Source organism: [Clostridium] aerotolerans DSM 5434 (assembly GCF_000687555.1).
Classification (GTDB): Bacteria; Bacillota; Clostridia; order Lachnospirales; family Lachnospiraceae; genus Lacrimispora; species Lacrimispora aerotolerans.
Genome location: NZ_JHWJ01000018.1, coordinates 36,092 through 50,106, shown reverse-complemented (window position 1 = coordinate 50,106; position 14,015 = coordinate 36,092). Strand labels below are relative to the sequence as shown.

Below are 14,015 nucleotides of genomic sequence, written 5' to 3'. Positions count from 1 at the left end.
ACATGGAAAATATATATAAAAGGAATGGCCTGCAAACGGTTATAAATGCATCAGGTCGAATGACAAAGCTGGGAGTATCTACGATTTCTAAGGGCGTTGGCGAATCGCTTTTAGAAGCAGCAGGAAGCTACGTGGTAATTGATGATCTCTATGCATATGCTGGCAAACGAATTGCAGAGATGATTGGAGCTGGGGATGCTTGCGTCACATCTAGTGCTTCCGCGGGAATTGCACTTTCCATAGCCTCCCTCATCTGTCAAAATGACCTTAATAAGGTTAAGCACTTATACGATCTTCTTCCGGGAGCTACTAAACGGGAGGTAATTCTCTTAAAAGGCCATAACGTGGATTTTGGTGCGCCTGTTTCTGCAATGATTCAGCTGGGAGGAGGAATTATTGTAGAAGCCGGTTATGCCAATGGTTCAAAGCCGGAAGATATTGAAGGGGCAGTCAGTGAAAACACCCTGGCTATTTGTTATGTGAAATCTCACCACTGTGTGCAAAAGGATATGGTGGATGCTAAAACAGTCATCAGCCTGGCGAACCGCTTGGGAATTCCCTGTATCGTGGATGCAGCAGCAGAAGAGGACTTAAGCGTCTACGGAGCTATGGGAGCAGACTTTGTCTGCTACAGTGGAGCCAAGGCCATCGAGGGACCAACCAGTGGTTTTGTAGCCTGTAAGACAAAGGAGCTGGCTGACTCTATGAGGCTTCAGTACCAGGGAATCGGCAGAGCAATGAAGGTGGGAAAGGAAAATACCATGGGCCTTGTAAAGGCTGTGGAAGAATACGTATCCGGAAGGAAGATGAGTCCGGTTACCAGAGAAGATTTAGAACGGTTTGCAGCCGGTATCGGGGAAATACCAGGCTTAAAGCCATCAATGATTAAGGATGAGGCGGGACGTGATATATACCGGGTAAGCATTGCATTTACACCGGAGGTTTATGGTATGACTGCAAAAGATGCCGTAAGAAAGCTAAAAGAGGGAGAAGTTGCGATCTTTACCAGAGACTATCAGGCTAATATAGGGTCAATTGCCATTGACCCAAGGCCATTAAACAGTGTGGAGGAGCTTAACACCATTAGCCGCAGGCTTTTGGAAATCCACACTCTGGCAATGGAGGAAATGAATCAATGAATGAACTGAATTTTTATAAGGGCAGGATATGCTTAAACTGTCTTACTAATTCCACCCAAAATGCCAAAGCCATCTATCAGGCGGCAGAGGGCCACGTGGCGGTAGGGATTCTATCTGCCAATTATCCCAATGTAGAGCAGGCTGTGGAGGATATGAAACGGTACCAGGCGGCTGTGGATAACAACATCTCCGTAGGCCTTGGTGGTGGAAATCCGGCACAATGGCTGGCAGTCGCAGAAATATCCGGCCAGATTAAGCCAAAGCATATTAATCAGACCTTTACGGCTGGCGGCTATACAAGAGCGAAAACCGGGGAGGGGCCATTTCTTAATTCCATGGTGGCTCCTTCCGGGAAGCCTGGTTACGTGAAAATTTCCACAGGCCCTCTTAGCAAAGATTTAGAGCCAGCTATGGTACCGATTAAGACTGCAATTGCCATGGCAAAGGAGCAAGGAGCGGATTCTCTGAAATATTTTCCCATGGGTGGATTGAAGGTTCGGGAAGAATATGAGGCAGTGGCAAAGGCATGTGCCGAAAGTAGCTTTGGTCTGGAGCCCACCGGGGGCATTGATCTTGATAACTTCGGCGAGATTCTAAAAATTGGGATACAGGCAGGCGTTGAGCGGATCATCCCTCATGTTTATACTTCCATAATAGAAAAGGAAACAGGTGCCACAAGAATATCAGATGTGGTGAAGCTTTTTGAAATCATAAAGTCTGTTATGGATGAATGATCCGATTGGAACAGAAAGTACTTTTATGAATGGAATAGAGGCCTTTGGATGGAAAGCATTTCCCATTGGCGGGCTGAAGTACAATTATAAATAGTTAACATAATAAAGCTACCCCTTGACCGGTTTTAGAAACCAATCAAGGGGTAGCTTTTATATTACATCATATAAGGCTGATGAAATGCTTTAAAAGCTTCCATTTATTTTATCAACCAGGTTATCATATGTCTGTCCGGTGGCAATTGCATAAATGGATATCAGCAATAAAATACCTGCGGCAATCAGATAGATGGGCTTAAAGTGAAAGCCATATCCATCGTTTTTATTCTTATAATAAGAAAACAAATTAAAACTGATGTATCCCAGGGATATAAAAAGGATAAGGGATGTAATCAATTGAGGTGTCATAACGATTCTCCTTTCTCGTTGAAGAATTTCACACTATGTTAAGTGAAAACGGGAACGCAAAGCCTGATATTCTTCTTTTTGTCCATAGCTGATCTGATATTCACTGCTTCCCGGCAAATCCTCGGCCAGAGTCTGGACGGTAAACAGATGCTTCCCCTCTTTGTCGTGAAAGAGGTAGTTGGTACCTACGGACGAATATGGCTTAGGGGTGATCTGATCCACAAAATAGCTTCCCACCAGTTCGATTTTTTTGTCATCTGGCAAGTAGCTATATACTTCGATGGGACCACTCTCTTTGCCAAACAGTAATATGTAGGAATAATAAGTGGTCTTAGTCAGTACCAGGGAAGACTGTTCTATAAAGTGGCCATTAACAAATACTTTGTTCGTTAGATCAACTCCTGCCCAATGCAGAAGATCCTTTAGCTGATTTTTTAAATCATTATCTTCTTCTGCCCGGAGCCCGCTTTGATTGTATTGTTTTAAGCGAATGTTATAAAACACGCAATAGGCTATTACTGCGGCAAAAATTACAATAATCCACATCATATTTTATCAACTCCTTTTATTTGATGAAATTATTATACAATAAAATGGTAATGATTTCTATAATTATTTTCATTTTTTATTATCGTATCACCGGATTATTATCAGCATGCCTATTAAGTGAAAAAATTGTAAAAATATGTAAATTACTAATATTTTATATATTTATTTTTGTATATATATGATATGATTTTTTGAGATTAATTATCAATAATATACATTAATGACAATTTGTTGGAAATGAATGGAAAGGAAGTGTTGCATGGCTAATTATTTTAATCAAGGCATCGATACAGCCCATGACCGCAGAGCGGATCAGATCACCGCGGAATGCAAGGGCCTGAATATCGAATTACTAAATGTGGAAAGTATTCCTCTTCGTGAAGTGAGTGCGTTAAAGTCGACCCTCGGCTCGACGGTTACCGCATTTATAGGAGGAAAGGCAGCGTATGACCTGCTGCAGATTTATACGATGCGTTTTAAAGGTGAGCTTCAGTATTTCATTCAGCCGTTTAGTGGAATTACTGCCCTACCCGGACAGCATTTTAAGGTGATTCCGGGTTCTTTAAGACATCCGATTCAGTATGGAATAAAAAGAAAAAAGAGTTTTTCAGATGGTATGTATGAAATACTCATGGACTCTATTCCCGTTGTAAAGTTGAAGAAAATTCGGGTCTGTGAATGGCTCTGTGAGGCTGACAGTGAAGCAGCGCATTTAAAGAGTATCAAACTACCGTTATGGAAAGAAATATCCCACGTCTGGCAGACGGGAACCACCTTGATAAATTTAGACTGGACGTTCCAGGCATGTGCGGTCAACAAAGATTATACGCTAGTCTGTATGCAGACGGGAAAATATGGTCTTACTTCTGAAAAATCAGGATTAAAACAGTTTATGAAATTTAGTGATTTTGTATCTAACTATGAGGGGCGCATGGCTGGTGATGGAAGGAACAACTCCCTGATATCCAATTCCTTTTTAAGTCTATTTTTCAGAGAGCAATATATGAGTGGACCAAGGGATGGCGTTTGGGTTCCGGACGTGGAGTGGATACATACCAATAAGGTGAAGCATGTAATCAACAATCTTAAAAAATTCAATCATTTAAAAAAGCTCTCTCTAAATGGGGATCTTGACGACAAAAAAATGGCTAATCTCAAAGCATGTATTTTGGACAAGCACGGGATTGAACGTGAGGATGTGATTGCAGCCGTACCTATGGACCTGTTAAACAATATGAAATCGGCTGTTGTGTTAACTACTGATAAGCTGTATATCTCCTATCTTGATGAGTATGAGTGCTCCATCGATTTAAATGATATCTACGGGTATAATGGGGTGAAAGGATTTACAGAGAGTATTGTGGAACTGGCAATGAAGGATGGAAGTACAACAGAAGTCCGGGTTGAATCTGCCAGCGAAGTTATGAAGGCTTTCTTTGAACAATATTGCTATATGTAAATGAAAAGGAGTATACTTATGCTTGATAAAATTATGACAGGAAGCGCTTGCTTATTACTATTAGGAGTTTTGAACTGGGCTCTTAACTTGGTTGATCTACAGTTTAAATTTATGAGTTTTTTAGGTGATTACATGAGTATTTTCAATTATACAGCAATCGTGGTTGGTCTTACCGTATGTGTGGTGGCTTCACGTATTAAAAAGAATAATAGGGATATCGATAAGTAAATGAGCTTTAAGAGGTCACTGTTCATGATGTAAAAAGGTAATCTTAAGAGGTGGGGACCATATGAAATTAGGAGCTACGTTATACATTAAGAATACAGTGAAAGCTGTGGAATGCTACATAGAAGCATTTGGTCTTACGCTGGGATATCATGAAGTGTATCCAGATGGAACTTATATGCATGCAGAGCTTAAGAAAGACGGGAAAGAAGTATTTGCTGTCAGTGAATCCACAAATGATACGATGGTAAATATGATGCTCTCCTCCAACCTAAAGGAAGCTCGTCCTACCATGTGTTTTGGTTTAAGCTTTGAACGTGATGAGGAAGTAAAAAGAGCCTTTCACAAATTAAGCGAGAATGGGACCATACTTCTGCCCCTGGGATCGCTTCCGTGGAGCACCTGCTGCGCAGAGGTAGTGGATGAATACGGAGTATACTGGTATTTAAGCGTATGAAAAAAGCAGCCTTTAATCAAAGGCTGCTTTCCATTTCCCCGTGCGGTACTGGAGATAAGAGATAATATAGTTTGTAAGCCATCCTATGGGAACCGCATACCATACCATGGCAATGCCGAACCGTGGGGCAAGAGTGACTGCCATGACCACCCGGATGGTGAGATTTGCAAAGTTTGCAATGGTGAACATCTTCATATCAGCAGCCCCCCGAAGGAGGCCGTCGGTACTCATCTTAAGACCAATGAGAACAAAGAAGAAGCCCATAAATCTTAAATATCCGGTTCCGGTCTCATATGCAAGCTGGGTTCCGCCTCCTCCCAGAAACAGTCTGACGATTGGAGTATGAAACAGCTCTAATATCACACAGGTAAATACCGCGAACAGGATTATAAATTGATTGGCGGCATGATAGCCCTTTCGAACCCTTTCTGCCTTTCCTGCTCCCAGGTTTTGTGCAGTATAGGAAGACATGGCATTTCCAATGGCCGCCATAGGCACCACACAAATACTTTCTACACGCATGGCAGAAGAAAAGCCAGCCAATACCTCACTACCAAAGCTGTTTACAACAGACTGGACAAGTAGCATACCAATTGCCACGGTGGACTGCTGTAAGATCGAGGGCAGGGCCACCTTTGACATTTCCGACAGAGAAGAAGAATCAAAGGGAGTCTGAAGGTAAGAGGCATATTTTTTAAATTCCCGAATCAGGAGCAGGACGGAAAGTAAAACAGAGACACCCTGAGCAATAAAGGTAGCCCAGGCTGCACCCCTGACCCCAAGTCCCAGATTATAAACCATAAAGACAGCTAAAAGGATGTTGAGCAGGGAGGAAAAAATCAGGAGATACAAAGGAATTCTTGATTTCCCTACTGCATTAAATATGGCAGAGATCACATTATACATGAACAAAAACGGAAGGCCCCAAAAATAAATATGAAGGTAATCCGTAGCCATATCTAAAATATTCTCCGGGGTGTTTAAATAGGTCATGAAGTCTCTGCCAAACATAAGTCCAATGGCAGCCAACAGGATGCTGAGAATTAAAAATGAGATGAGAGCCGTTGTGGCTGACTGTATCATTTTCTTATAATTTCTGGCACCCAGATAGTGGCCGGTGATGACCGAGGCACCCACGCCTCCTCCAATGGCAATGCAGATAAATACATTGGTAAAGGAATAGGAAGCTCCTATGGCGGCCAGGGCATCCTCGCTGACGAAGCGGCCCACAATCACGGAATCAGCCATGGTATAAAACTGCTGAAACAGGTTGCCGATGATCATCGGCACAGTAAAGACGGCCAGGGCTTTGGCAGGTTTCTCGTTAATTAAGTATTCTTTGTCCATCTCTTGCTCCTAAGTCATAGATTTCAATGCTTTTTTCCGCATTCGTATTCACAGATACATTCTTCTGTTTCTGCCTCTTTTTTATATCCGGATGTAAAACCCTCGGCAAACTGGCGGATCATATCATTTACCAGATCAGTATTGACCGTATAATGCATATGGTAACCCATTTTGGACCCGGTTATCACACCGGCTTTTTTTAAAATGTTCATTTGCTGGGACACAGCCGGTTCACTGATACCAAGCTTTTTAGATACCGCTCTGACGCAGAAGTGGCGTTCCATCAAAAGCGTTAGGATCTTATACCTTGTTGGGTCTGTAATGATGTGAACAATGGTGATTGGGTCCATGGGTGTTCCTTTCTTTTTTTCTATGACAATTGATTTATAGTGTTTGATTAAGCTTTTACTTAATTAGATTAATGCTGGTACCCTGGTTTGTCAAGCTTGTTTTTTTGAATAAACCATGAGCTGCAAGGATTTTTCGGTATCAGATGTACCTAAATAGTCTGAGTAGGTGTCTTGAATCCTCATATTTCTTGTTTTAAAAATGGATTTGATTTCTTCCATTGAATAAAGGCGGATAGGATCTCCATTGATGATCTCAGGCTTTACGGTTGATTCTCCGTAGGGGAGGGTATATCCACCATATAGCATGATTCTTTTTTCTGGATTCCACTCGAATTGGGAAAGAGATAAGGCGCTGCTTCCGGCTTCCCAGCTATATTTAGGAAAATAGAGCTCTGCGTGCTCTGCCCGGCAGATATCCATAAAGTGCTTTCCGCTAGGTTTTAATGCATTTGAGATAATATCAAATATTTTTAGATTCTCCATGTCATTTTCCAAATACCCAATGGCCCCATCAGCCAGGTTAAGTACTACATCAAATTCCTGTGTAAAGGTTACATCCCGGATATCGGTTAATAGAAACGTGGTGGACAGGGAGCTTTGTTTTGCAGTTTTTATGGCATCTTCTATGTATTCCTTTGTTATGTCAATGCCCACTACCTCAAAGCCTTTCCTGGCAAATGACAGGGAGTGGCGGCCGTATCCGCAGGCCAAATCTAAAATCCGCTCATTTCCTTTTAAGTTCAGTGTTTCAATGATAAAGTTTACCTGTTTTTCTGTATCTTCGACCCAGGAGTGATTTTTAATATCAAGGCTCCAAATTTGTTTGTACCAGTCTGATTGTTTTGGATTCATATTTATTCCTTTCATGGTTTCATTGCCGGCATAATCAGTATACAGAATTTGATGAAAAATGGTAGACTTATATTTTCCATTATGATATGATTTTGATGATAGTGCGGAATAAAATATTCCATCATGTTTTTGTGCATATTTTACAAAAAATACAGGGTAAATTGAACGTTTTGCAGATAGATTTCCTTTTCTATCCGTGCTATACTACGTTTAGAAAATAGATGTGTAGTTTGTGACTGGTCATGCAGGCAAGGTCTACAGGGGTTGTAATCACGTATCAGTGTTATACTGTGGTCCTCTGTGCTTGTCTTTTTTTTGTTCTATTTGAAGGGGAATATGAAGGTTGAGAAGGTACTGAATAATAACATGGTATTAGCTTATAATACGGAGGGAAAAGAAGTTATTCTAAAAGGAAAGTCCATCGGTTTCGGAAGTAAAAAAGGCGATGAAGTTGATCGCAAACTGGTGGAACGGGTATTCGTCCAGAATGACAAAAAGGATGCCAGACACTTTGAGGAATACTTTGCAAAGCTTCCCCAGGAATATTGGGAGATTAGCGAGCAGACCGTTGATTATGCGAAAAGCGAATTTGGCATACAGCTTAACGAGCGGACCATCCTTACGGTTTGTGACCACATTGCGGGAGCGATTGACCGTTACCGGGATGGGATTATACTCCGCAATGCCATGGTTTGGGAGGGAAAGCGGTTTTATCCCAATGAGTTTAAGGTTGGACAGTATGCTCTGGATCTCATTCAAAAAAGACTGAATGTGAAGATGGAAGAAGATGAAGCCATGTTCCTGGCATTTCATTTCGTCTACGGCCAGTTAAATAAAAAAGAGCCTGAGAATTTTGAACTGATTACCCAGATCATTCGTGATATCATTGATATCGTGGAGGCATCTTATCAGGTGACGCTTAATGCGGAATCCTGGGATTACAGACGATTTGTAACACACATTCGATTTTTCGCTCAGCGCATGCTGCAGAATAAGCAGTATGAGATTACTGATGAGGATTGGTTTCATGTTTTAAAGGAAAAGTACCGCAATTCCTATAACTGCATTGTAAAAATAGCTGATTACGTTCATGACCGGTATTATTATGAGATGGACCGGGAAGAGATGATGTATCTGATGATTCACATAGAAAAAGTTACCAGAGATTTAAAGTAAAACTGAGAGTTGGGATTGTTACCGGACGGAATTTTGTCTGGGCAGGACCCTGCACATATAGTGGGCTGCAAGAACATTTGCAGGCTGCTTGTTGCAGGGTCCTTTTTTCATTCGAATGGTAAGGCATCTGCCTTTTCAGATAAATAACAATAAATCTACCTTAATGAAGGGGGAAAAAATTATGGCATTTAATTATGCAAATACCGCTCAGTCCGTTCTGGATAAAGTAGGCGGAGATAAAAATGTAACAGGACTTACACACTGTATGACACGTTTGAGATTTGTTTTAAAGGACTCTAACGTGCCTAAGGATGCAGAAATTGAAAAAATACCTGGAGTTATCAGGGTAATCCGCCAGGGCGGACAGTATCAGGTAGTCATTGGAAATGAGGTTTCCAATGTCTATAACGAGCTCTTAAAGCTTGGTAAATTTGAAGAGACCACTGGTTCTAAAAACGATGGACCAAAGGAGAATTTATTCTTCCGCCTTTCCGGTTTTATTGCGGGCTGTATGACACCTCTTCTTCCTGCCATGCTTGGCTGCGGTATGATTAAGGTGGTATTAACTCTTCTTACCACATTCAACCTGATAGATTCCACGGGAAGTACTTATATCGTCTTAAATGCAGCAGGCGATGCGTTCTTCTACTTTATGCCAATTCTCCTTGCTATGACAACAGCAAAACGACTTGGCTCCAATATCTACCTTGCCATGGTTATGGCTGCGTTCCTGCTTCATCCGAATTTAGGAGCACTTCTGGCAGAAGGCAACACCAGTTATTTTGGGCTTCCTGTAACCGCTGCTAATTACTCTTCATCCGTACTTCCAGTACTTCTTATGGTACCGATCATGGGATATGTGGAGCGATTTGCAGAAAAGATCTGCCCAAGTCTTGTAAAAGTATTTTTAAAACCACTGATCGTTATATTTATTACAATTCCGATCGCACTTGTAGTAGTAGGACCGATTGGAAGTATTGCAGGTAATTATCTGTCATCTGGAATCAACCTTTTATATAACAACGCAGGCTGGCTGGCTATCATGCTTCTTTCCGCTGCAATGCCTTTTATCGTTATGACAGGTATGCACTATGCACTGCTTCCAATTATGACCATCGGTCTGGCAACTCTGGGATTTGATGCAGTTTTAATTATTACCATGTTCTGTTCTAACTTAGCACAGGGAGCCGCTTCCTTAGCAGTTGCAGTGAAAAATAAAGATAAGGATATTAAATCAACCGCATCAGCCGCAGGTATTTCTGCCATTGTAGCAGGTGTTACAGAGCCAGCGATGTATGGTGTAACCCTGAAATATAAAACTCCCATGATGGCCGCAGTTATTGGTGCAGGAGCAGCTGGACTTTATGCAGGTATTACTCATCTGGTGGCTTATTCCATGGGTGGCTCTCCATCTTCCTTATCTTTAATCCAGATGATTGGCGGAAACAGCTTTGGAAATTTGATCAATGGTGTTATTACCTTAGCCATATCTCTTGTGGTTACCTTTGTCATGACAATGATTCTCTACAAACCGGAGATAAAGGAAGAAGAGACAGAAACAGTGGAAGAGCCAACAGAAGAGAAAAAACCACTGGTAGAAACCATTCAGTTAACAAGCCCAGTAACAGGTACTGTAATTCCTCTGTCTCAGGTTGAGGATGCAGTGTTCTCCGGCGGAATTCTCGGAGAAGGAGTGGGCTTGATTCCGGAAGAAGGAAAGGTATTTGCCCCTGCAGATGGAACTATTAGTGCTATCACAGATACAAAACATGCCGTTGGAATGACTAGCGAAAACGGAGCCGAGATCTTAATCCACGTAGGACTTGATACCGTACAGTTAGGGGGAGAAGGTTTTGTTCTCCACTGCAAGGTAGGGGATAAAGTGAAACAAGGAGCTCTTTTACTTGAGTTTGATATGGAGAAAATCAAGGAAGCTGGATTTCCTTTAACAACTCCCGTCCTTGTATCTAACATGAATCAATTTGTAAGCCTGAAAGCCACAGAAGATAAGAAGGTAAAGGCTGGAGATACTCTGTTAACCATTGTCTGATTTTGAAAGAGGTGCTATATGTCTGTATTTACTGAAAACTTTTTATGGGGAGGTGCGGTCGCTGCCAATCAGTGTGAAGGTGCCTGGAATGTAGATGGAAAGGGAGTCTCAACCTCTGATGTCTGTACCGGAGGTTCCCATACGAAATCCAAACGAATTACAAGAACCTTTGAACCTGATACCTTTTATCCAAGCCGGGAAGCCATTGATTTTTATCACCGCTACAAAGAGGATATTGCCTTGTTTGCTGAAATGGGCTTTAAGGTGTTCCGTTTTTCCATCGCATGGACCAGGATTTTTCCAACGGGAATGGAAGCGGAGGCGAATGAGGCTGGGCTTGAATTCTATGATAAGGTGATTGATGAGTGCTTAAAGTATAACATTGAGCCCCTGGTTACTATTTCTCATTACGAGATGCCTTTTGCCCTTACGGAAAAGTATAACGGCTGGTCTTCCAGAGAGTGTATTAATTTATATGTGAAGTATGCAAAGACTTTATTTAACCGTTATAAAGGAAAGGTAAAATACTGGCTGACCTTTAATGAAATTAATGCAGGAACCATGCCTCTTGGCGGCTTCCTTTCTCTTGGTATTTTAAATGAAGGCACTACGGACTTTAACAATCAGGTGGATGTTCCGATTCTTCGTTTTCAGGGGCTTCATCATCAGTTCGTAGCAAGTGCTCTGGCTGTGAAGGCGGGCCATGAGATTGATCCCCAGTGTAAGATTGGCTGTATGATCGCTCATATGACCACCTATCCTCTGACCTGTAATCCAGATGATGTCCTTAAGGCACAGACTCAGAATCAGATTTCAAATCTGCTCTGTGGAGATGTTCATGTGCGGGGAGAATATCCTCATTTTATGAAGCGTTACTTTAAGGAGAATAATCTTGAGATTAAGATGGAGCCGGGAGATGAGGCGATTTTAAAAGAGGGCTGTGTAGATTTCTATACCTTCAGCTACTATATGTCAAACTGTGCGACTGCCTCGACGGATGCATCAATTTCTTCCGGAAATATTATGGGAGGAGCAAAGAATCCTTATCTTGAAGCCAGTGATTGGGGCTGGCAGATTGATCCTAAGGGTCTGCGCTATACCTTAAATGAGCTTTACGGACGTTACCGAATTCCCCTTATGGTGGTGGAAAATGGACTGGGAGCTTATGACACCATTGAGGAGGACGGTACCATTCATGATGATTACCGCATCGACTATTTAAGAAAGCATATCGTTCAGATGGGCGAGGCGATCGAAGACGGTGTTGAGCTGATGGGATATACTCCCTGGGGCTGTATTGATTTAGTCAGTGCCTCCACCGGAGAGATGGCAAAGCGTTACGGCTTCATCTACGTGGAAAAATACGATGACGGCAGCGGCGATTTATCCAGAAGAAAGAAAAAATCTTTCGACTGGTATCAGAAAGTAATTGAAACCAACGGAGCGGTATTGGATTAAGTATTACGGGGAGTTTTTAATATGAAAAAACAAAGTCTGATCGCAGGGATTGTTTTTTTGGCAGCAGTGATGGCAACAGGATGCGGGGGAGCCGGGAAAAAGGAAACGGCTCCTGCGCCCACTAAGGCTTCAGAAACTGTAAGCGCACAGGCAGAGCCTGCCAAACAGGATACAAATTCTGACGAGACCATAATTTCTACTGCATATGGTCCGGTAAAAGGGGTGAAAGAAGGGGAGATCTTAACCTGGTACGGAATTCCCTATGGAAAGGAACCGTCAGGGGAGCTTCGCTTTAAGGCTCCTGTAAAACCTGATGCCTGGAAGGAGCCTCTGGAGTGTACAGAGCCTTCTAAGCCAGCTCTCCAGCTGACGGGGAAAGAGGTAACAGGCAGTGAAGACAGCCTGCGCCTTAACGTTTATGCGAAAGAAGGAAGTGAAAAGCTTCCGGTCATGGTATTCATTCATGGTGGCAATAACCAGACAGGTAACGCAGGTGAGATTCCAGGTGCAGAGCTTGTTAAAAATGCAGATTGTGTTTATGTTTCTGTGGATTACCGATTGGGACTTCTAGGCTTTAACTGTCTTCCAGCACTTACAAAGGATGGTGGGACAGGAAACTTTGGAATGCTTGACATTGCCTCAGCCCTTGACTGGGTGAAGGAGAACATAAAGGAATTCGGCGGCGACCCTGATAATATCACCATATCTGGATTTTCGGCCGGAGGCCGTGATGTGATGGCAATGCTTATCAGTCCGGTATTTGAAGGGAAATTCCAGAAGGCAATTGCATTCAGCGGCGGTATGACCACTGCAGAGGAAGAGTTAAGTGCCAAAAAGATTGCAAAGGCATTGGCTCCTCTGGCTGTAGAGGATAAAAAAGCGTCGGATGAAAATGAGGCCGCTAAGTGGCTGATGACCGATGGGGATGACGTAAAGGAATATATGTATTCCATTTCTCCGGAGCGTCTGGCGCCTCTAATGGGCAATGCTATGATCCGTATGAGCGTGTTCCCTCATCTTTACGAGGATGGAACGGTAATTCCAAAAGAAGGGTTCCAGACTCAGACCTATAACAGTGTACCTTTGATGATGCTTACGGGAAGCTCAGAGTTTTCTTTATTCTGTCTCAATGACCCTTACTTTAGCAGTGATGATATGAAGGGCTATTCAGAAGATGAGTTAAAGAATGCCAAAGCATTTGCCAGCAAGTACGGAAGTGATATGTACCGTATTTTTAATGCACAGGAAAGTGCCGAGACCATGTATGATCATTATAAGTCTGATATTTATGTTTGCCAGGTGGACTATGGCAGTAGGGCATCTGCTGTGAAGGACCTGGGTGATTACGGGGCATTCCATGGAATCTTTGTTCCTATGCTTTCCTCTAAGAATAATTATACAGAGATTTTTAAGGGAGCCTTTGAGAAACCGGGTTATGCCTCCATGGCAAAAGAATACAATCAGTATCTGGCTAATTTTCTGGCTTCTGGTGATCCAAATGGGCAGGGGATGGCTTCCTGGGGCAAATGGTCACCGGATAACAAGGTATCCATGGTGTTTGATGGAGATGAGACAAAAGCGGTCATTGCACAAAAGGATGTGAGCACCACCTATGAGGACATCTTAAAGGCAATGGAGGCTGACACCAGCGTATCCCAGGGAATCAAGGATAAGATGGTAAAACATGTGTTAAACGGCCGTTGGTTCAGTTCTGCTCTTGATGAGAAATATAAGAACGAAAGCCTTTGGGCTGATGTAAATAACAGGTAAGACCTTGCGTCTGAAACTCTTTTTATCTGGGAGTTTCAGACGCT

At 42.5% G+C, this 14,015-nt stretch carries 14 protein-coding genes; 9 read left to right on the top strand and 5 right to left on the bottom strand.

The annotated features are described in order from the left end of the window. Positions 1-2: 2 nt before the first annotated feature. On the top strand, positions 3-1,139 hold the full coding sequence (locus T546_RS0119785; RefSeq protein WP_026893125.1) for a DgaE family pyridoxal phosphate-dependent ammonia lyase: 1,137 nt from the start codon (positions 3-5) through the stop codon (positions 1,137-1,139). Further along, a complete protein-coding gene (gene dagF, locus T546_RS0119780) occupies positions 1,136-1,873 on the top strand; it encodes a 2-dehydro-3-deoxy-phosphogluconate aldolase (RefSeq protein ID WP_026893124.1) in 738 nt (245 codons plus the stop codon). Before T546_RS0119785 ends, dagF begins: the two co-directional genes overlap by 4 nt. 183 nt (positions 1,874-2,056) lie before the next feature. Here the strand turns inward: dagF and T546_RS0119770 are convergent, their stop codons facing one another. After that, positions 2,057-2,278, bottom strand: coding sequence for a hypothetical protein (locus T546_RS0119770; RefSeq protein ID WP_026893123.1), 222 nt, complete (start codon positions 2,276-2,278; stop codon positions 2,057-2,059). A 33-nt stretch (positions 2,279-2,311) separates the two neighbouring features. Next, positions 2,312-2,827: a hypothetical protein gene (locus tag T546_RS0119765; RefSeq protein WP_026893122.1), complete on the bottom strand. Its 516-nt coding sequence runs from the start codon at positions 2,825-2,827 to the stop codon at positions 2,312-2,314. A gap of 259 nt (positions 2,828-3,086) precedes the next feature. Between T546_RS0119765 and T546_RS0119760 the strand changes: the two genes are divergently transcribed. From T546_RS0119760 to T546_RS0119750, 3 genes are all read left to right on the top strand, one after another. Then, entirely contained in the window at positions 3,087-4,286 is a 1,200-nt protein-coding gene (locus T546_RS0119760) for a hypothetical protein (protein ID WP_026893121.1), read from the top strand. Positions 4,287-4,304: 18 nt separating this feature from the next. Continuing rightward, positions 4,305-4,514: a hypothetical protein gene (locus T546_RS0119755; protein ID WP_026893120.1), complete on the top strand. Its 210-nt coding sequence runs from the start codon at positions 4,305-4,307 to the stop codon at positions 4,512-4,514. 61 nt (positions 4,515-4,575) lie between these two features. Beyond that, positions 4,576-4,968: a VOC family protein gene (locus tag T546_RS0119750; RefSeq protein WP_026893119.1), complete on the top strand. Its 393-nt coding sequence runs from the start codon at positions 4,576-4,578 to the stop codon at positions 4,966-4,968. Between the two features lie 12 nt (positions 4,969-4,980). On the opposite strand, the gene T546_RS0119745 is transcribed toward T546_RS0119750, so the two are convergent. The 3 genes from T546_RS0119745 to T546_RS0119735 form a co-directional block, all read right to left on the bottom strand. Further along, entirely contained in the window at positions 4,981-6,315 is a 1,335-nt protein-coding gene (locus tag T546_RS0119745) for an MATE family efflux transporter (protein WP_026893118.1), read from the bottom strand. Positions 6,316-6,338: 23 nt separating this feature from the next. Continuing rightward, positions 6,339-6,665: an ArsR/SmtB family transcription factor gene (locus T546_RS24070; protein WP_034600055.1), complete on the bottom strand. Its 327-nt coding sequence runs from the start codon at positions 6,663-6,665 to the stop codon at positions 6,339-6,341. A 90-nt stretch (positions 6,666-6,755) separates the two neighbouring features. Further along, positions 6,756-7,517 carry a class I SAM-dependent methyltransferase gene (locus T546_RS0119735; RefSeq protein ID WP_026893117.1) on the bottom strand — a complete coding sequence of 254 codons (762 nt, stop codon included), beginning with the start codon at positions 7,515-7,517 and terminating at the stop codon, positions 6,756-6,758. 336 nt (positions 7,518-7,853) lie between these two features. On the opposite strand from T546_RS0119735, the gene licT reads away from it, so the two are divergent. The 4 genes from licT to T546_RS0119715 all read left to right on the top strand — a co-directional run bounded on the left by licT (position 7,854) and on the right by T546_RS0119715 (position 13,971). Then, positions 7,854-8,693, top strand: coding sequence for a BglG family transcription antiterminator LicT (gene licT, locus T546_RS0119730; RefSeq protein ID WP_026893116.1), 840 nt, complete (start codon positions 7,854-7,856; stop codon positions 8,691-8,693). 181 nt (positions 8,694-8,874) lie between these two features. Continuing rightward, positions 8,875-10,743 carry a beta-glucoside-specific PTS transporter subunit IIABC gene (locus tag T546_RS0119725; RefSeq protein WP_026893115.1) on the top strand — a complete coding sequence of 623 codons (1,869 nt, stop codon included), beginning with the start codon at positions 8,875-8,877 and terminating at the stop codon, positions 10,741-10,743. Positions 10,744-10,761: 18 nt separating this feature from the next. Continuing rightward, complete coding sequence (locus tag T546_RS0119720; protein ID WP_026893114.1) at positions 10,762-12,201, top strand: glycoside hydrolase family 1 protein; 1,440 nt, start codon at positions 10,762-10,764, stop codon at positions 12,199-12,201. Positions 12,202-12,222: 21 nt separating this feature from the next. Next, positions 12,223-13,971, top strand: a complete 1,749-nt coding sequence (locus T546_RS0119715) for a carboxylesterase family protein (RefSeq protein WP_026893113.1) — start codon at positions 12,223-12,225, stop codon at positions 13,969-13,971. Positions 13,972-14,015: the final 44 nt, after the last annotated feature.

Excerpts from the sequence above, each read along its gene's own strand:
- T546_RS0119765 (WP_026893122.1), bottom strand. The coding sequence starts at position 2,827 with ATGATGTGGATTATTGTAATTTTTGCCGCAGTAATAGCCTATTGCGTG.
- T546_RS0119725 (WP_026893115.1), top strand. The coding sequence starts at position 8,875 with ATGGCATTTAATTATGCAAATACCGCTCAGTCCGTTCTGGATAAAGTA.
- T546_RS0119720 (WP_026893114.1), top strand. The coding sequence starts at position 10,762 with ATGTCTGTATTTACTGAAAACTTTTTATGGGGAGGTGCGGTCGCTGCC.
- T546_RS0119760 (WP_026893121.1), top strand. The coding sequence starts at position 3,087 with ATGGCTAATTATTTTAATCAAGGCATCGATACAGCCCATGACCGCAGA.
- licT (WP_026893116.1), top strand. The coding sequence starts at position 7,854 with ATGAAGGTTGAGAAGGTACTGAATAATAACATGGTATTAGCTTATAAT.
- T546_RS0119745 (WP_026893118.1), bottom strand. The coding sequence starts at position 6,315 with ATGGACAAAGAATACTTAATTAACGAGAAACCTGCCAAAGCCCTGGCC.
- dagF (WP_026893124.1), top strand. The coding sequence starts at position 1,136 with ATGAATGAACTGAATTTTTATAAGGGCAGGATATGCTTAAACTGTCTT.
- T546_RS0119750 (WP_026893119.1), top strand. The coding sequence starts at position 4,576 with ATGAAATTAGGAGCTACGTTATACATTAAGAATACAGTGAAAGCTGTG.
- T546_RS0119755 (WP_026893120.1), top strand. The coding sequence starts at position 4,305 with ATGCTTGATAAAATTATGACAGGAAGCGCTTGCTTATTACTATTAGGA.
- T546_RS0119715 (WP_026893113.1), top strand. The coding sequence starts at position 12,223 with ATGAAAAAACAAAGTCTGATCGCAGGGATTGTTTTTTTGGCAGCAGTG.
- T546_RS0119785 (WP_026893125.1), top strand. The coding sequence starts at position 3 with ATGGAAAATATATATAAAAGGAATGGCCTGCAAACGGTTATAAATGCA.
- T546_RS0119735 (WP_026893117.1), bottom strand. The coding sequence starts at position 7,517 with ATGAATCCAAAACAATCAGACTGGTACAAACAAATTTGGAGCCTTGAT.
- T546_RS0119770 (WP_026893123.1), bottom strand. The coding sequence starts at position 2,278 with ATGACACCTCAATTGATTACATCCCTTATCCTTTTTATATCCCTGGGA.
- T546_RS24070 (WP_034600055.1), bottom strand. The coding sequence starts at position 6,665 with ATGGACCCAATCACCATTGTTCACATCATTACAGACCCAACAAGGTAT.